The 17,905-nt window shown below is 38.2% G+C and carries 14 protein-coding genes; 9 read left to right on the forward strand and 5 right to left on the reverse strand.

The genetic code is table 11. The features are described from left to right. Window positions 1-51: 51 nt before the first annotated feature. The 5 genes from PCY70_RS05995 to PCY70_RS06015 all read right to left on the reverse strand — a co-directional run bounded on the left by PCY70_RS05995 (window position 52) and on the right by PCY70_RS06015 (window position 5,148). Window positions 52-1,515, reverse strand: coding sequence for an ASKHA domain-containing protein (locus tag PCY70_RS05995; protein WP_044149320.1), 1,464 nt, complete (start codon window positions 1,513-1,515; stop codon window positions 52-54). After that, window positions 1,499-2,182: a hypothetical protein gene (locus PCY70_RS06000; RefSeq protein WP_305768795.1), complete on the reverse strand. Its 684-nt coding sequence runs from the start codon at window positions 2,180-2,182 to the stop codon at window positions 1,499-1,501. Before PCY70_RS06000 ends, PCY70_RS05995 begins: the two co-directional genes overlap by 17 nt. Then, entirely contained in the window at window positions 2,152-3,057 is a 906-nt protein-coding gene (locus PCY70_RS06005; RefSeq protein WP_305768796.1) for a CobW family GTP-binding protein, read from the reverse strand. The genes PCY70_RS06000 and PCY70_RS06005 overlap by 31 nt, the downstream gene beginning before the upstream one ends. 75 nt (window positions 3,058-3,132) lie before the next feature. Then, a complete protein-coding gene (locus tag PCY70_RS06010) occupies window positions 3,133-4,485 on the reverse strand; it encodes a uroporphyrinogen decarboxylase family protein (RefSeq protein ID WP_305768797.1) in 1,353 nt (450 codons plus the stop codon). Between the two features lie 21 nt (window positions 4,486-4,506). Then, complete coding sequence (locus PCY70_RS06015; RefSeq protein ID WP_305768798.1) at window positions 4,507-5,148, reverse strand: cobalamin B12-binding domain-containing protein; 642 nt, start codon at window positions 5,146-5,148, stop codon at window positions 4,507-4,509. 397 nt (window positions 5,149-5,545) lie between these two features. Here PCY70_RS06015 and rsmH point away from each other — a divergent pair, with 397 nt between their 5' ends. From rsmH to PCY70_RS06060, 9 genes are all read left to right on the forward strand, one after another. After that, window positions 5,546-6,481: a 16S rRNA (cytosine(1402)-N(4))-methyltransferase RsmH gene (gene rsmH, locus PCY70_RS06020; protein WP_029487848.1), complete on the forward strand. Its 936-nt coding sequence runs from the start codon at window positions 5,546-5,548 to the stop codon at window positions 6,479-6,481. 238 nt (window positions 6,482-6,719) lie between these two features. Continuing rightward, window positions 6,720-7,079, forward strand: a complete 360-nt coding sequence (locus PCY70_RS06025) for a hypothetical protein (RefSeq protein WP_156778387.1) — start codon at window positions 6,720-6,722, stop codon at window positions 7,077-7,079. Then, window positions 7,069-9,249 (forward strand): penicillin-binding transpeptidase domain-containing protein, encoded by a 2,181-nt coding sequence (locus tag PCY70_RS06030; protein ID WP_305768799.1) that lies wholly within the window; start codon window positions 7,069-7,071, stop codon window positions 9,247-9,249. The genes PCY70_RS06025 and PCY70_RS06030 overlap by 11 nt, the downstream gene beginning before the upstream one ends. Window positions 9,250-9,313: 64 nt before the next feature. Then, window positions 9,314-11,257: a penicillin-binding transpeptidase domain-containing protein gene (locus PCY70_RS06035; protein ID WP_029487850.1), complete on the forward strand. Its 1,944-nt coding sequence runs from the start codon at window positions 9,314-9,316 to the stop codon at window positions 11,255-11,257. A gap of 61 nt (window positions 11,258-11,318) precedes the next feature. Further along, on the forward strand, window positions 11,319-12,764 hold the full coding sequence (locus PCY70_RS06040) for a UDP-N-acetylmuramoyl-L-alanyl-D-glutamate--2,6-diaminopimelate ligase (protein ID WP_305768800.1): 1,446 nt from the start codon (window positions 11,319-11,321) through the stop codon (window positions 12,762-12,764). Between the two features lie 4 nt (window positions 12,765-12,768). Continuing rightward, window positions 12,769-14,145 (forward strand): UDP-N-acetylmuramoyl-tripeptide--D-alanyl-D-alanine ligase, encoded by a 1,377-nt coding sequence (locus PCY70_RS06045; RefSeq protein ID WP_305768801.1) that lies wholly within the window; start codon window positions 12,769-12,771, stop codon window positions 14,143-14,145. A gap of 3 nt (window positions 14,146-14,148) precedes the next feature. Then, entirely contained in the window at window positions 14,149-15,102 is a 954-nt protein-coding gene (gene mraY, locus PCY70_RS06050; protein WP_305768802.1) for a phospho-N-acetylmuramoyl-pentapeptide-transferase, read from the forward strand. Between the two features lie 207 nt (window positions 15,103-15,309). Beyond that, a complete protein-coding gene (gene murD, locus PCY70_RS06055) occupies window positions 15,310-16,680 on the forward strand; it encodes a UDP-N-acetylmuramoyl-L-alanine--D-glutamate ligase (RefSeq protein ID WP_029487853.1) in 1,371 nt (456 codons plus the stop codon). Continuing rightward, entirely contained in the window at window positions 16,670-17,830 is a 1,161-nt protein-coding gene (locus PCY70_RS06060; protein ID WP_305768803.1) for an FtsW/RodA/SpoVE family cell cycle protein, read from the forward strand. Before murD ends, PCY70_RS06060 begins: the two co-directional genes overlap by 11 nt. Window positions 17,831-17,905 lie beyond the last annotated feature (75 nt).

A 17,905-nucleotide genomic window follows, 5' to 3' on the forward strand; every position in this document is an offset into this window, starting at 1 on the left:
CAAATTATAATATAAAAAAATCAATTTATGGAGTGGAAATGGTGTGTTCGGTTATTCAAAAAGCATATGTTCCATAAATAATTCATTAAAAAGTGGATCATGAGCTAGGTTTAAATCTTTTGCAATAGATTTAATTTGCTGAACCTCATCTTTAATATCTTTATATAAAAGAAATTTTCTAACTCCTCCTAATGAAGTATTTCCTACTTTTTGAATTTTATCAGCAAAATCATTTGGCAACAACCCTATGCTTATTGCATTGTCGAGGTTAATAAATTTGCCAAAACCACCTGCAAGATATACATGGTCAATCTCACTTGCTGCTACGCCATATTTAACTAATAATACTTCTATGCCAGCTCGTATGGCAGATTTTGCAAGCTGAAATTCGCGAATATCTTTTTGAGTTAAGTATATATCTTCGGCTATATGAATAACCTCTGTTTCGATAGAGCCAGTCTCATCTAATGTTTCGTTTGCTAATGCGACCGCAATAGCGTCAATTAAACCACTGCCACATATTCCAACAGCTTTGGCGTCACCAATTGTTTTAATGTGGCCATCTGAAGCTACCTGACATATTGCTCCGGCGATGCTTCCGACACCGCAACTGATATTTCCGCCTTCAAAAGCTGGCCCAGCTGCTGTGGCTAAAGTTAGTATGTTATGTTTGTTGCCGATGGCCATTTCACCATTTGTTCCAATATCAATAAGTATGCAAATGGCGTCGTTTTTATGCATATTGGTGTGCAAAATTCCCGATAAGATATCTGCTCCGACATACGTAGATATTCCGGCCAAAAGAGTATATTCGCCAGATAGCGCTAATAATTGTGATAAATCTCCGACTTTCATATCCAGAAAATTTGCCGTAAAAGGGTAAATTCCAAGACCACTACAATCTGCTTTGGTAAGTAAGTGAAGCATTGTAGTATTTCCTGCGATGATGGCTTTTGAGAGAACTGCGTTTCCTAAAATTGTGGCAAGCCCTTCTTTTAAACTAGAAATAATCTTTGCGTTAAGATCGTCCATTCCACCTTTATTGGCATAGTCAATTCTAGAAATAACATCGGAACCGTAGGTCCTTTGTGTATTGAGAAAAGTGTGGGTTCTAAGTAATTCTCCTGTTGCTAAATCAAAAAGTTCGATAGCGATTGTGGTGGTGCCTATGTCTATTCCGACACCAAAGCCTTCTGCGTAGCAAAGCTCGGCAACTTCTTCAAATACCTCGTAGGAGGATAAAATACTAAAGCTATCTTTTTCGATGGCATCTTCTAATTCGACTATATAAGTTCCGGGAGCTGTAACGGCACAAGCAAGACGTATGCCCGAGGCTATTTCATCGGCAGAAAAAAATTTTGTCTCGATCGCAGTGGCGGGGGGGACATTTTCTGTAATTTTGATTTTACATTTGCCGCAAACACCCCGGCCGTTGCAGGGTGCGTTGGTATAAATTGTAGTTTTGCGTAAAGCATCTAATAGAGTGCCATGGTCTAAATTAACTTGTACTAACATAAGCAGTTCTCCTCCATTTACATAAATTGTCATTGCAGCTTTTGCAATTGTGAAGCTCGCGAGCTGCAGGAATGCCTGGCTTTAAGCCGTATATTCTAGAACTCGATTTGATAGGTTCTAACAAAAATGATTCTGTAACATCAACATTATTTTGGCTACCCATTTTATTTTTGATAGTATTTTGATATGAACTAGAAGCGCCATATTCACCTGGAGATAGCATAACAGCGCCAAAACCATTTTCGGTAATGTAATTGTAGATTAAAAAATGTAGTTGGTTACCGATCTCCATAACAATTTCTGTTGCAATGGCATCTAATATCACGCCTTCGATCTGATCATACTTAGCAAACAGCTCGGCAATTTTTTCACTGATGCGTGATCCGATAGTGGCTGTTGTGTAAATAGTTTGACTGCAATCTTGGATTTCCCATATTTCGGAAGTCGATTTGGTATCTTCTATATAGAATGAGGCAGTAACGTCGAGCAAATCGTCAATACCAGCAATAAGTTCATAATAAATTTCATCCATAATGTCATAGACAGGACTATCTGTAAAGCAATCCAAAGACTTGAAAACTCTATCTTTGTCAATGTTGATTTTGTAATTATGAAAAAAATGGATGGTGTCTTTGTTTACTTGGATATTTTTAATAAAGTGTTGCAATACATCTCCTCCGTTCGTTGTAAACTTGTTGCGATAGGTAAACCGCCACCAGACAGAACAATTATTTTGTTTTCGTAGACTTTTCCGTGATATGCATCAATAATTATACTGTCGCCAACACAATTAATCAAGAAATTTTTGCCACACAATTTCAAAAATCCTTTGACACGATAGGTATCTTCTATAAAATTTTCAAGCAATTTAGTTAACTCTTCTTTTGTACACGATTCACTAATTGTAAGTTCGTAGCTAATGAGCGTAATGTCTCTGATGTTAGCTTCGTTAAATTGTTTTTTGCTAAGGCATAGATTGGTAAGCCACGTGGAATCAATTTTGCCGTATGATGTTTGCTCGATTACAGCAAAAGGGTTGAGTTCATATATGAGTTGCTTAACCTGGGCGAGTTGTTCGGTGGTTGCGAGGTCGATTTTGTTTATTACAATTAAATCGGAAATTCGCACTTGCTTTTTGGAGACACGAGCAGTGTGAATAACTTTTTTGAAGTAGAGAGCATCCACAAGGCAGATGCAGCCTTTATACGTTATGTGGGCAAATTTATCTTGTGCCAAAATTTGGTATGCGGAGCTGGGATCTGAGAGTCCAGAAGTTTCGACCAAAATAATGTCTGGCTCTTGCGCTACAATATCAGCTAACACAGTTTCGAAGTGACTGATCTTGCATGTACAAAAAATAGATCCGCCGGCAACTTCAAATACGTTTGCAGTAACGTCGGTTAGGATTTGTCCATCCACTCCAGTTTTGCCAAATTCATTAATAATTAATGCGACTTTTTTGTCCTTAAAAATAGTTAACAATTCTTTAATAGTTGTAGTTTTGCCCGCTCCCAAAAATCCAGTCATTAAATATAAATCCATAGCATCCTCCTATAAAATAAAAAAAGCCACGCAAGGAAACTGTGAAGCATCCTGGTGGTTAATTAAAAAAATATATTACATCGCAGTATTAATTGCTTGATCAAGCTCTTCTTTGCTTGGAATTATAGAAGAAAACTTAAGCTGGCCATTGATATAGATACAAGGAAGGTTTGTAACACCCATTTTTACGCAGCGTGCAATATTTTCTTTTTGAGTGAATTTATATTCTACAACATCTATTGCGTCGCCAAATGCAGCTTTAGCATTGTTAACTGCCGCCATCATATAGGTACAAGCTGCACAGGTTAGAGAATCTAGCGTAAAGACTTCTATGAGTGGTTTTGTGAGCGCTCCATAGTCTGGTAGATCGACGTGGATATCTTCTTGAACTGCAACATAATCTTTTAATGCTTCTCGCATTTCGTCCATTTGTGAAATTGCTTGAGCGATACCAATGCTGTTTTCTATAGGTACGTCATATGGCATATCACAGCCTGGAGCGATGATTAAATTGGTCTTGTTTTCTATTTTGTCGACAAGATCGATGACATATTTCATGTTATCTTGTTGAGTACCGTGAAGCATAACAGATGTTAGAGGAATATTTCCACCAATAGCTATATTGTAGGAGTCTGTGATCTTTTTGGCTGCAACAAGGTTGACATTTTCATCTACAGAAATAGAATCTGGCTTGGTTTCGCACATCACAGCTATATTTCGGGTCGCATTACCGCAAACAAAGAATGAGCTATATACGCCAAGTTCTCGGATATAAGCAAATAATTTGCTAAATGGATCGTGCAAAAACTCCTGGAAGTGTTCTGCTGAAATTTGAGATACAAGAGGGTCAACAACAGCAATAACGTCCATGCCAGCATCAACATACATTTTTGTCATGGCTTTAGCAACGAATAGACAAAACTCTAATAATTTTTTTACATAGTCTTCGTCATCGTATAGATCCATAAAAATATCATTGCCACGAAGATGCGATGCGAGAGTAAACGGACCACAAATCAGGCCATATAAAGCTGTAGTATCGCCAACCTGCTCTTTGAGTGATTTCATAACATCGAGAACCATTGGAAGTCTACCATCTTCTGGTCCAGGAATGTTGCATGTGCAAGGGATGATGTTTTCGGATCCTTCAAGTGGGTGAGTTTTTACAGAAGGAGGACCGTCTTTGGCCCAGACCAATTCGCAACCAAGAATTTCAGCTTCCAATTGAAGGTCGAAAACTACTGGCTGACCATCTGGTTTATAGAGCTTATTTACTTCTAATAAAGAAGCAAGCAATTTGTCTTTGTCTTTGAGAACTGTTTCGGCATCATATCCCAAAAGCTTGCCAGCATGAACCCCTGCAAAAGGAACCCAAGGTAATCTGTCAGTTTTTTTATGCTCTAAAACATCAAATAAAATTTGTTTCAAAATAATTACCTCCTATTAAGTTTAGTGACTGCTTACGATTTCTTTTGCTACTTCTGCGGCAGTTGCTGCGTCTGGAGTATAATAGTCAGCATTGACTTTTTTCGCAAATTCTGCAGTAACAGGAGCGCCACCAATCATAATCTTATATTTGTTACGAACACCGCGATCTTCCATTTCTTTAATTATTTCACCAGTTGCTTCCATAGTAGTAGTAAGAAGCGATGACATGCAAATGATTTGTGCGTTATTTTGTTCAGCAAGCTCGAGGAATTTGTCGGTGGATACGTCAACACCAGCGTCTATAACTTCTAGGCCTGCTCCGCGAAGCATCATCGCAACTAGGTTTTTGCCGATATCATGTAAATCGCCGCGAACTGTTCCTATAACCGCGGTTCCTATTGGCTCAATACCTTGTGCCGCAAGAAGAGGTTCAAGAATAACTAGGCCAGCGTTTAATGCTCTAGCTGCAACTAAAACTTCAGGAACAAAGATTTCGTTTGCTTTAAATTTTACACCGATTTCGCCCATTGATTTAAGCATGGCATCATCGAGTATAGTTTTTGGAGGAATTCCCTCATCGATGGCTTGTTGAACTTTTTCTTTTACAGTTTTAGCCTTGCCTTTTTTTAATGCTTCCGAAATTTCTTCTAATATAATTGACATATTTTCGCCTCCATAATGATTATATTAAATAAATGTGTTATAACATAACTTTATTCTAACAAATATGTTAGCTGTATTCTTTAAAATTTTTTGAATATTTTTAATTTTTTTATGGTTTTTGAAATTGGTTGATGCATTGAATATTTTACACTAAAAATGACTATTTCTAGCAACCACATATATTCAATTATACTCAAAGTATAACCTTTTTTTTATTATAATATGTAAACTGAAAAATTTTATGGATAATTTTATCTTTTGTCGATAGATTATGGGGATATTTTGGTAATCTTTGGCTAAAGCCCCTTGATTAAATAGTTAAAATATGTAAAATATTAAAAAGATAAGAAATATAACCTCGATAAATTTTTGAGGACAAATGAAAAGGGATCATAAAATGGAATTTAATCATATATCAGTACTTTTAAATGAATGCATTGAAGGGCTTAATATCAAGACGAACGGAATTTATGTAGATGGAACATTGGGCGGCGCGGGGCATGCGACAGAAATTTGTAGGCATTTGAATTCTGAGGGTACGCTTGTTGGGATTGATCAAGATGCTATAGCAATTGCAACAGCAGAAGCTAGGTTGGCAGAAGCCGCAAATAGAGTTTTGGTTATCAAGAATAATTTTGCAAACGTAGATGCAGTTTTAGAGGAGCTGGAGATCGACAAAATAGATGGAATGCTGCTAGATTTGGGAGTTTCGTCGTATCAGTTGGATGAAGCAGAGCGAGGATTTTCGTATATGAGAGATGCGAAATTGGATATGAGAATGAATCAGGATGCAAAATTTAGTGCATTTGATGTGGTAAACTCATATACAGAAGACGAATTGGCTGTAGTAATAAAAAATTTTGGCGAAGAAAAGTGGGCAAGGCGGATAGCAAAATTTATTGTCGAAGCGAGGGCAAGCTCAAGTATCGATACAACATACGAATTGGTCGAAATAATTAAGAAGGCCATTCCAAAGGCTGCAAGACTAGAAGGAGGGCATCCGGCAAAGCGAACATTTCAAGCAATAAGAATAGAAGTAAATAAAGAGATCGACATCATTGCACCAGCGATTAAAGAGATTGTTGCGCATCTTAATGTGGGAGGCAGGCTGGCCATCATCACGTTTCATTCATTGGAAGATAGAATAGTAAAGCATACGTTTAGGGAATTAGAAAATCCTTGCACATGCCCGTCGAATTTTCCGATATGCGTGTGTAATAAAAAGAGTCAGGTGAAGGTAATAACGAAGAAACCCATTTTGCCATCAGAGCAAGAGTTGGAGAACAATTCGCGATCTAAAAGTGCCAAGTTGAGAATTGTAGAAAAAATTTGAATTATGTATGTTGTAACAGAAAATTTGAGAAATGCTGTAATAAAAAGTATTGCAAAAGTGGATGCATCTGTGATAAAATGAGGAGTACTAGCAGCAGATGCTGAGAATACCGATGCAACGGAAGCTGCGACTGCAACTGCACCAGCAGCCAAGGTCGTAACTGCATCAGCAACATGTAAGATTTGGCAAAGTAACATGTAAGATTTGGTAAATGGAGGACAACATGGAGAGGTATAACTTGAAAAATTACCAGAGAGTACAGTTATCTCCGGCGAAGCAACCAAAACGCAAGAGGCGGATTAATTCTAATATTGTTGTAAGTATAGTATGTGGAGCGGCTGTGTTTTTAAGCTCTTTTGCCTACATCGATTTGAATGCGACGCTCATACAGGAACAACACGATTTGAGAGCTATCAATGTAGCTTGGCAACAACAACAAAGTAAGCTGAATGAATTGACATCAGAGTTGGCGAAATCATATAACTTGGACATAATTGAGGACAAGGCTATCAACGAACTTTCTATGCACAAACCTATGGCGCATCAAATAGTCTACATAGACATAAAGGAAGAAAGTTTTGTGACGTATGCAAAATAAAAACAAGCTGATGTCGATTTCAGAAAGGCCGGAGACTCCCAAAAAACGATGGGTGAGGGTGAGAAATCGAGTATTGATGTTGTTGCTAGGATATATGAGTGTGTTGAGTTTATTGCTAGTGAAGATGCTGTTCATTTGGTTTAATGATAATGAAAAATATGAGTTAGCAGTTTTGGAGAGGCTGGGCACTAGAGACATAATACTAGAGCCGCTGCGAGGAAGTATATTGGATAAAAATCACAAAACATTGGCTATCAGTCAAATCGCATATGATGTAATTTTGGACCCTAAAACATTGATAGAAAGTGTTTCAGAAGAAGCCAGAGCATATACAGTAGCGGAGCTTGCTGCGTTTTCGGGAAAATCGATAGCAGAAGTCGAAGGGGTAATAAATTTAAATCCGACTACTCGGTATAGATTATTTATGAAAAATATTTCGATTGATGACAAGGACAAGCTAGTGAACTTGGGTTTGAGTGCTGTTAGCTATGTGCAATCTGCAATGAGAATTTATCCAAAGCATGATTTCGCATCGGCAATGATTGGCTTTTATAATGGAGAAAATGGTCAATATGGATTAGAGCAGTTTTATAATTCGTATTTGAAAGGTGAAGAAGGACGCATTTTTACTAATATGACAAATGGCGAATTGCTAACGAGCAAGACGGTTCCCGCGGTGAATGGCTCAAGTTTGGTGTTGACAGTAGATGAAGCAATACAGCAAACGGTACAAAGGGTGATGAACGATTTTGTAAAAAGGTCGGATCCTGTTGGAGCGTCGGCAATAGTTATGAATCCAAATACGGGTGAGATATACGCAATGTATTCGTATCCATCGTTTGATCCAAATACGTATGGTAATTTACAAGCGCAGTTGGGTCTAAAATGGGACGAGATGACAGGTGAGCAAAAGTCTGTTGCTTTGCAGACAGCGTGGCGAAATTATAATATTCAGCATATTTATGAACCGGGTTCTACGTTTAAGCCGTTAATGGTAGCTGCAGCTATAGATACAGGATATTTGATCCCAGAGAAATTTAGAGCAAATTGTACGGGGTCGATAAATGTGGCAGGGACAACCATTAAGTGTTGGTACGCACCGGGACATGGAATTCAGACTGTCGAGCAGGTGTTGGCAAATTCTTGTAATCCGGGAGTAATTGAGATCGCAAACTTGGTGCCCAACGATGTATTTCACAAGTACATGCTGGAGTATGGGCTTTTAGAAAAGACGGGAATAGACCTTGCCGGAGAGAGAACAGGAATCATTCATAGCTTAGAAAATTTTGGACCATTGCAAAAGGCAACGTCATCGATGGGACAAACCTTTGAGCTAACTCCGATGCAATTGTTAACGGGATTTGTAAGTGTGATTAATGGCGGATATCTTGTGGAACCGTATGTGGTATCGCATATTATAGATTCTGCAGGAAGTATTATATATACAAAAACTCCGAGAGTAAAGCGACAAGTAATTTCTACAGAAACGTCGAAGCTACTAACTGCAGATATGGAGACTGTTATTACTGCGGGGACTGGCGGATTTGCTGCGGTGCCCGGATATAGAATTGGTGGAAAGACGGGAACGGCAGAGAAAGGCTATCCGCGTGATGGGGAGACAGAAATATTGTCGTTTGTGGGGTATACACCAATAGAGAAGCCAGAGATTGTTGCGATGGTATTGATTGATGAGGCAGAGTACGAAGAAATTGGTGGCTCCGCATTGGCATTTAGTACTATAATGAAAGAAATTTTGCCGTCGTTCGAAATTTTCGGAACAGATACAAAACGTACCCAGGCGCGCTTGGCTGAAGTGCCAAATATTAAAGGAATGGATATTTATACTGCAATAGAAACAATAAACGCTTTGGAATTAGATATCAGTACAAAAGGTGGAGGAAACATTGTTGAAGAGCAATATCCGGCGCCAGGAATTTTGCTTCCGATAAGCGCAAATGTAACGTTGTATTTGAAAACGAAGAAGACACAAAATCTTGTAAATGTGCCAAATGTAGTTGGTTTGTATCCTGAAGATGCGGAGAGAATGCTAGGAAACGCGTTGTATTTGGAAATACATGGGAAAGAAGATACAAAAATTTTGAATCAGATACCGCCTGAAGGAACAATAATAGATAGGAATTCTAAGATTATTGTGAAAACAGGCAACTAATATTTAACTGCTGCGAGAATCTTGGCAGCAGTTGAATAAATAAATATAAGAAAGGATAATTACGATGGATAAAACACCTGTTAAGATTAAAAAGAGAATGTTGATATTGCTCTCAATTTTTGTGGGTCTATTTATATTTATGATTACTAGGTTATATCATGTGCAAGTGGTCGAAGGCGCAACTTTGCAAGAGCGTGCGTTTGATCAGCATACGCGTGACAGAAATATTACTCCAACTAGGGGCGATATATTGGATGTAAACGGAAATTTATTGGCAACAAGCGCGTCGGTATTTACGATTGGTGTTGTAAGGGCTCAGGTGGAAGATCCCGAGTATGTGGCATCGGTGCTGGCTGAGAAACTCGGTAAGGATTATGAAGAAGTCTATAAGAAGGTTACAAAGCATGTTGCCTTTGAACGAATAGCAACTAAGGTAGATAAGGAGCTTGCAGATTCGATTAGATTGCTAAACCTACCGGGAGTAAAGGTGGATGGAGATTCGCAAAGATACTATCCATACGAAAATTTGGCAGCGCACGCACTCGGATTTGTAGGAAAAGATAATCAAGGAATTGTGGGGCTGGAGGTTAAGTATGATGAATATTTGAAAGGCGCTCCGGGAAAAATTTTAATGCAGACTAATGGCAAGGGTGAACGCGAAGTAAGCGAGGCAGAAATTAGAATAGATCCTATCAACGGTCATGATTTGGTAACCACAATTGATGTTACGCTTCAGCAATATGCGCAACAAGCGATTGATAGCGTTGTGGCAGAAAAGCAAGCAAAGGGTGGAACTATTGTATTGATGAATCCAAACGATGGAGCGATATATGCAATGGCAAATAGTCCAAGTTTTAATTTAAACGACCCATTTACAGTGCAAGATCCAGAGGTCGCGGCAATGTGGTCTACTTTAGACGCGGGTCAAAAACAAACTGAATTGAATGAAATGTGGCGCAACTTTGCGATAAATGATACATATGAGCCAGGCTCAACATTTAAAATAGTGACTTCTGCAATTGGACTTTCAGAAGGCGTTGTAACCCCAACTACTCCGTTTGTATGTAATGGATATCATATGGTTGAGGGAGTTAAGATTAAATGTTGGAGAAGTTCAAATCCGCATGGATATCAAACGTTTACTCAGGGTGTACAAAACTCTTGTAATCCGGTATTTATGATGGTAGGAGATGCCATTGGAGCCTTAGATTTTTACCAGTATATGGCAGATATGGGCTTAATGAGAAAAACAGGCATTGATCTTCCTGGAGAAGCGCGAGGGGTTATGCATAAAGAAGAAAAAATTGGACCTGTGGAGTTAGCAACGATTTCGTTTGGACAATCATTTCAAATTACTCCGATTCAATTGTTAAGCGCGGCATCGGCAACTATAAATGGTGGAAAGCAAATTATTCCTCACTTTGGAAAATACCTTTTAAATGAAGCAGGACAAATTATCAGAGAATTTGATTATACAACTAATAATCAGATTGTGAGCCCAGAAGTAAGCGAACAGATGAAAACTATTTTGGAGAGCGTTGTTGCAGATGGAACCGGTAACAAGAGCTATATTCCGGGATACAAAATTGGCGGAAAAACTGCAACATCGCAAAAACTGCCTCGCGGTTCCGGAAAATATATAGCATCGTTTTTGGCTTTTGCACCTGCGGACGACCCCAAAGTGATTGCGATTGTTCTAATTGATGAGCCTAAAGGAGTATACTATGGAGGAACGATTGCGGGGCCAGTTATGAAAGAAGTATTAGCAAACGCTTTGCCGTATTTGGGAATAGAGCCAAAATACACTAAAAAAGAGCTGACATTATTAGAAACTCAGACTTATACCGTGCCAAAGTTTGTGGAGCTGAAAATTCAGGAAGCAAAATCTAAGGCATATAGAGATAGCGTAACTCTAGAAATTATTGGCGAGGGAGATACGGTTATAGATCAGTTTCCCGCAGAGGGCGAAATCATCAACAAGACTAGCAAAATTATTTTATATACCTAATAGGAATAATGTGGTATAATAATGTCGTTCATCGTTAAATCAAAGTAGAGAGAGGTTTGTTATGGAGCTTAAAAAAATACTAGAAAACGTGGAGTATGAATTGCAACAGGGAGATATTAATAGAGATATTAGTGAGATAATTTACGATTCTAGAATAAAAACGAGATGCGGATTATTTATTGCGATAAAAGGGTATATGAGTGATGGGCATAAGTATGTGTCAAATGCTATTGAGAACGGTGCGCGAGTGATCGTAGTATCTGACGCAGTTTTTGTTGCAGCCAATATTGCTGTTGTTAGAGTAAAAGATACGAGAGCCGTAATGGCAGCTATTGCAGGAAACTTCTATGGGCATCCATCCAAAGAGCTTGCCTTGGTGGGCGTTACCGGAACTAACGGAAAGACCAGCACTACATTTTTACTTGCAGAAATATTGGAAGCGTATCGTAAAAAAATTGGGGTAATCGGAACCATTGAAAATAGAATTGGTAAGCAGGTTATGGAAACCGCAAGAACCACGCCCGAATCAATTGATTTGCAAAAATTATTTCGCAAGATGAACACAGAAGATGTAGATGTCGCGATAATGGAGGTCTCTTCACATGCATTAGTTTTGAATAGAGTGGATGGTTGCGATTTTGATATCGGAGTATTTACAAATTTAACGCAAGATCACTTAGATTTTCATGAAACAATGGATAATTATGCGGCGGCAAAGGCAAAGCTTTTTTCGATGTGTAAAATTAGTATTATCAACGTTGACAGCCCGTATAGCAAAGTGATGCTAGATTCATGTAAAGCAGAGACGATCACATATGGAATTAAGAATCCTGCAACATTTTTTGCAAAAGATATAGTGATACATGCACATGAAACGCAATATGTGCTAGAATATAATGGTAAAGATTTACAAATCGTGGTACCAATACCAGGAGAGTTTACAGTATATAATACTATGTGCGCGATAATTTGTGCTTATAAACTGGGAGTGCCATTAGATTTTATAGCAAAAGCATTAAAAAATGTAAAAGGAGTACCGGGTCGAGTTCAAAGTTTTCAATCAACTAAGGGGTATAGTGTTTTGGTTGACTATGCTCATACACCAGATGGTTTAGAAAATGTATTGACTGCGATAAAGCAGTTTGCTAAAGGAGATATAGTAACAGTGTTTGGGTGCGGTGGAGACAGAGACAATAAGAAACGTCCGATAATGGGGGAAATTGCATCTAAATATTCTACCAAAGTTTATATTACATCCGATAATCCGAGAAGTGAAGAACCAGATGAGATTATTAGGCAAATAGAAGTGGGAGCAAAAAAGCATATTACACCATATGAAATTGAATCAGACAGAAAAACTGCAATAATTAAAGCTTTATCATTTGCTAAAAAAGACGATGTTATTTTGATTGCAGGGAAGGGACACGAGACCTATCAGCATTTAAAAGATGGAATTATTCACTTTGATGATAGTGAAGTGGTTTTAGAATTTTTAGCAAAGGGGTGATGTTATGCAAATATCCATACAAGAACTAGTTCAGGAAACAGGAGGTATTTGTTTAAATAGTGAAGATTCTGGCAATACAGTAATTGAAGAAATCTTTACAGATTCGCGTCAAAAGGTAAATAAGGGGTTGTTTGTGCCGCTAATTGGAGAAAAATTTAATGGGCACGATTATATAGATGATGTGAAAGCGATGGGAGCAATAGCGACTTTAACTTCCAAAGAGAATGATTCGGTGCATCAAGATTTAATTACGATTGCAGTAGAAGATACCCAAAAGGCGTTGTTAGATGTCGCGCGTTATTACAGTTCAAAGGTAGATCGTCCTATTATTGCAATTACGGGAAGCGTGGGAAAGACTACGACAAAGGAAATGGTGGCAGCAGTTTTGGAAACGACGCTTAAAGTGCATAAAACTGTTGGCAATTATAATAATGAAATTGGCGTTCCAAAAACTATGTTTGCTTTATCTGAAGATGACCAAGTCAGTGTGATAGAGATGGGAATGAATCATTTTGGAGAGTTGAGCAGGTTGACTAGCGTTGTTAAGCCAGACTTTGCGGTAATTACGAATATCGGAACGGCGCATATAGAACATCTAGAGTCGAGAGAAGGAATTTTAAAGGCCAAGCTGGAGATATTAGAAGGGTTAAAACCAGAAGGAACCGTAATTATAAATGGTGACGAACCTTTGCTAATGGGAAAGAAGCAAGATAATTGGATAACATTTGGGTTTGATCCAAGGCTGGATTACTGCGTCTCTAACGTTGTAACATATGGCGCATTTACAGAAGCTGTCGTATATACTCCAAACTCTGTGTTTAAAATTAAAATTCCATCTCCGGGAGTGCATATGGCATTAAACGCTTTGATTGCGATCATTATTGCGGAGAAACTTGAAATTCCTAGGGATAAAATTATTAAAGGAATTGCAAATTATAAATCTGAAAAAATGAGAATGAATATTACTAATGTAGGTAATTTCACAGTGATTGATGATACCTATAACGCAAATTATGATTCTATGGTAGCAGCAATGAAGGTTTTGGGAAATTATCTTACCAAAAATAGGAAAATAGCAATTTTGGGAGATATCTTTGAGTTAGGAAAATATAGCGAATCAATTCATCGAAATTTGGGAGAATATATAGCATCATCGAGGATAAACTGCGTATTTACCATAGGCGACGCAGCTGCTTACATTACTGATGCGATTATAAATTCACCAAATAATAAAAATGTGACCAGTAAGCATTTTAAAAATAAGGAATTGTTTATAAAAGAATGGAGCCAGTATATTAACGCTGGTGACATAGTATTGGTTAAGGCATCGAGAGGGATGCATTTAGAAGAAGTCGTAAAAGCGATGAGAAAGGATAAATAGATTATGGAGAGAGATATGATATATGCAGCAGTTATAGCGTTTCTGCTAAATATAATAGTAAGCCCGATAATGATACCTATTTTGCATAGGCTAAAATTTGGGCAAAATGTACGTGATGATGGGCCGCAAACCCATCTAAAGAAATCTGGAACACCAACGATGGGTGGCATTATAATTTTGACTAGCGTTTTTATTACGAGCTTGTTATTTTTGCGTGGCAATAGAGAGTTACAGAGTGTGCTATTTATTACGTTTGGTTTTGGAATGATAGGATTTTTAGATGATTATATTAAGGTAGTTAAGAAGCGTTCTCTAGGATTGACTGCGGCACAAAAATTGTTAGCGCAGCTGTTTGTAACTATTGGCTTTGCGTATTTATTAAGATTTTATATAGGAATGGACACCGCTATATTGATTCCATTTAGCAATGGCTTGTTGTTAGATATTGGATATGCGTATTATCCGTTGCTAGTATTTGGCGTGTTGGGTGTGGTGAATGCTGTAAACTTGACAGATGGGCTTGATGGGTTAGCAGCTAGCGTTACGGTTTTGATTGCAACATTTTTTGCTGTAGTTGCGTATGCTTATGGAAGTGGCGCAGACGTGTTTGCAGCGGCGGTGGCAGGTAGTTTGCTAGGATTTTTGTTATTTAATTCGCATCCGGCAAAAGTTTTTATGGGAGATACAGGATCGTTGGCATTGGGAGGATTTGTTGCAGCGATTTCGTTTATACTCAAGATGCCGTTGTTTATTTTGATTGTAGGATTGATATATGTAATAGAAAACTTATCTGTAATATTACAGGTGGGATATTTTAAGATGTATCATAAGAGAATATTTAAAATGGCTCCGATTCACCATCATTTTGAATTATCGGGATGGGAGGAGACAAAAGTAGTGAGCGTTTTTGCTATAATCACAGCAGTGATGTGCCTGATAGGCCTTGTTGCGATTTAATGTGGAGGTGTTGACATGGGTAGTTTAGTAGTATTTGTTGTGGCGCCGATAGTGATATGTACAGTATGTTATTATCTAATTGCTAGAGAAAAATATAAATAAAAATTGTGAAAGGGAAATTGAAAGATGAGCCTAATTTTATTTGTGTTAGCGACAATAGCAATTAGCTTTGTGGGATCTGTAGCGATTTCAAAGGAGGGTTAATTGATGAAAATACTGGTAATTGGATGCGCAAAAAGTGGTATAGGAGCGGCAAAGCTGGCGGCTAATGCGGGGCAAAACGTTGCTATATATGATGATAAGCGATTCGAAGATTTTGCCGATGAAACTAAGCAAGCTCTGATAGATTTAGAGAATAAAGGGGTTAAATTATTTTTGGGGAAACGCGATAGTTATATTGATGATATAGAAAAAATTATTGTGAGCCCCGGGGTTCCTCTAGACATTCCGATCATAGAGCATTACCGCAAAGAAAATGTGAACATAGTGGGTGAATTCGAATTTGCAGCTACTTTTTGTAAGGCGCCAATACTTGGAATTACAGGAACTAATGGAAAAACGACAACAACAACACTGGTTGGTGAAATATTTAAGGCATATAATCCAAAAACTTTTGTGGTTGGAAACATAGGATGTGCATTTTCGGAAGAAGTTCAGGATATTACTGCCGATAGCGTTGTGATAGCAGAGCTGAGCAGCTTTCAATTAGAAACAATCGAAACTTTGAGTTGTCAAATTTGTTCGATATTAAATATTACACCAGATCATTTAAATAGACATGGTACGATGGAAAATTATATGGCAGCAAAATATAGAATTTTTGAAAATGGAGGTAAAAATGTAAAGGTTATTCTCAATAAAGAAGATGCGGAGCTTGCAAAACTTATTGGGAAGACCGGCAAAACTGAACTTTTATTTAGTTCGAAAGAATCTGTAGAAAAGGGGGTTTATCTAGAAAATGGAGCATTAGTGGACAATACGCTTGGAGACAACTTTGTTATTTGCAATATAGATGAACTTCATATTTTGGGAGTACATAACTACGAAAATGCGTTGGCGGCAATACTGATGGCAAGAGCATATGGTGTCCCTAGAGAAATTATTAGAAGCGTATTATTAGACTTTAGGGGTGTTGCGCATCGCATAGAGTATGTAACAACAGTATCAGACGTTAAATTTTACAACGACTCAAAAGCAACTAATGTGGGCGCGGCAGTTCCGGGGCTACTGGCAATGCAGTCAAAGATTAGATTGATCGGAGGAGGGCTTGATAAACACATAGAATTTGATGAGTGGGTCGAGTTGTTTGAGGGGCGTGTAGCTAAATTATATATTATTGGAGAAACTACAAATCAGATAATAGAAACTTGCAAAAAGCATGGTTTTCATAACTATGAAGCTTTTGAAACATTTGAGGAGGCAATAAAAGCGGCATATAACGAAGCCAAGAGAGGAGAATGCGTTTTGTTATCTCCGGCTTGTGCCAGCTGGGATATGTTTCCAAGTTATGAAGTGCGAGGTGAAATATTTAAGCAAGTGGCTTTATCTTTGAGAGAGGGTGCAAAGGATGAAAGATAAGAGAATAGACATTGTTTTGGTCATTCTTATTTTGGTAATCGTTTCGTTTGGAGTGCTGATGGTTTATAGTGCAAGTAACTATCATGCGCTGGTGATGTATGGTGATCCATTTAGCCTTGCTAAAAAGCAGGGCATGTTCGCCATACTGGGAATTTGTGCGATGTTATTTATAGGATCTAAAGTAGATTACAGAATTTTTTCGAACATGAAAGTTGCGGGGGCAATTTACATAGCATCGAATGCGTTGGTGGCATTGTTGCCGTTGATTGGACACGAAAGTAAAGGGGCAACCCGATGGATAATGATTGGGCCTATTACTGTTCAGCCTTCAGAATTTGCAAAGATCGCGACGATATTGATGGTATCAGCTTTTATAGTTAATTATAGAAACAAGCTCGAAAAGTGGCCACTTGTGATAGGGGGATTTGCAATTATCGGAGTTCCCGCAATATTGGTTTTGTTTGAAAATATGAGTTCTGCAATTGTAATAGGTGCCGCAGGGGTATTTATTATGTTTGTTGCAACCAAAGATGTGTGGTATTATGTTGCGGGACTTTTTGGAGCTGTGGGAATGGGTTGGCTAGGGCTACATCTTGCAGCAACTACAGATAGAGCAGTAGAAACTACAGGGATTTTGGGAGTAGTTTTTCCTCAATATCGTTTGGACAGGTTTAGAGTTTGGCTGGATCCGTGGATCGATCCGAAAAATGTTGGGTATCAGCCTATTCAATCACTCTACGCAATAGGAGCAGGGGGACTATTTGGACAAGGCCTAGGTAGTAGTATACAAAAACAAGGATTTTTGCCAGAGCCACACAACGACATTATCTTTTCTGTAATTTGTGAAGAGCTGGGTCTTGTGGGAGCGAGTTGTGTGCTTCTTATTTACGCATTGCTCGTGGTGCGAGGATTGATGATTGCAGTTGATGCGGATGACCTATTTGGATCATTGGTTGCGACGGGGTTGGTCGGTCTTGTGGCAGTTCAAGTTTTAATTAATGTGGCAGTAAATACAAATACGTTCCCAACCACAGGAATGCAATTACCAATGATAAGTTATGGAGGAACAGCCTTGGTGGTGTTGCTATCATCATTGGGGCTATTGCTAAGCATTTCAAAATACTCAAAAATTAAGAAGATTGGAAAATAGAAACATATGCCTTCTCTGGTAGCGGAGAGGGCTATTTTTGTGTTAAAAATATGTTGAATATTTCTGAGTCTAAGA

The sequence above is a fragment of the Candidatus Epulonipiscium viviparus genome, assembly GCF_030708075.1.
In the GTDB taxonomy this organism is placed as follows: domain Bacteria; phylum Bacillota; class Clostridia; order Lachnospirales; family Cellulosilyticaceae; genus Epulonipiscioides; species Epulonipiscioides viviparus.

Coding starts and splice junctions, on each gene's coding strand:
- PCY70_RS05995 (WP_044149320.1), bottom strand. CDS start 1,515: ATGTTAGTACAAGTTAATTTAGACCATGGCACTCTATTAGATGCTTTA.
- PCY70_RS06040 (WP_305768800.1), top strand. CDS start 11,319: ATGGAGCTTAAAAAAATACTAGAAAACGTGGAGTATGAATTGCAACAG.
- PCY70_RS06060 (WP_305768803.1), top strand. CDS start 16,670: ATGAAAGATAAGAGAATAGACATTGTTTTGGTCATTCTTATTTTGGTA.
- PCY70_RS06005 (WP_305768796.1), bottom strand. CDS start 3,057: ATGGATTTATATTTAATGACTGGATTTTTGGGAGCGGGCAAAACTACA.
- murD (WP_029487853.1), top strand. CDS start 15,310: ATGAAAATACTGGTAATTGGATGCGCAAAAAGTGGTATAGGAGCGGCA.
- PCY70_RS06035 (WP_029487850.1), top strand. CDS start 9,314: ATGGATAAAACACCTGTTAAGATTAAAAAGAGAATGTTGATATTGCTC.
- PCY70_RS06045 (WP_305768801.1), top strand. CDS start 12,769: ATGCAAATATCCATACAAGAACTAGTTCAGGAAACAGGAGGTATTTGT.
- PCY70_RS06030 (WP_305768799.1), top strand. CDS start 7,069: ATGCAAAATAAAAACAAGCTGATGTCGATTTCAGAAAGGCCGGAGACT.
- PCY70_RS06015 (WP_305768798.1), bottom strand. CDS start 5,148: ATGTCAATTATATTAGAAGAAATTTCGGAAGCATTAAAAAAAGGCAAG.
- mraY (WP_305768802.1), top strand. CDS start 14,149: ATGGAGAGAGATATGATATATGCAGCAGTTATAGCGTTTCTGCTAAAT.
- rsmH (WP_029487848.1), top strand. CDS start 5,546: ATGGAATTTAATCATATATCAGTACTTTTAAATGAATGCATTGAAGGG.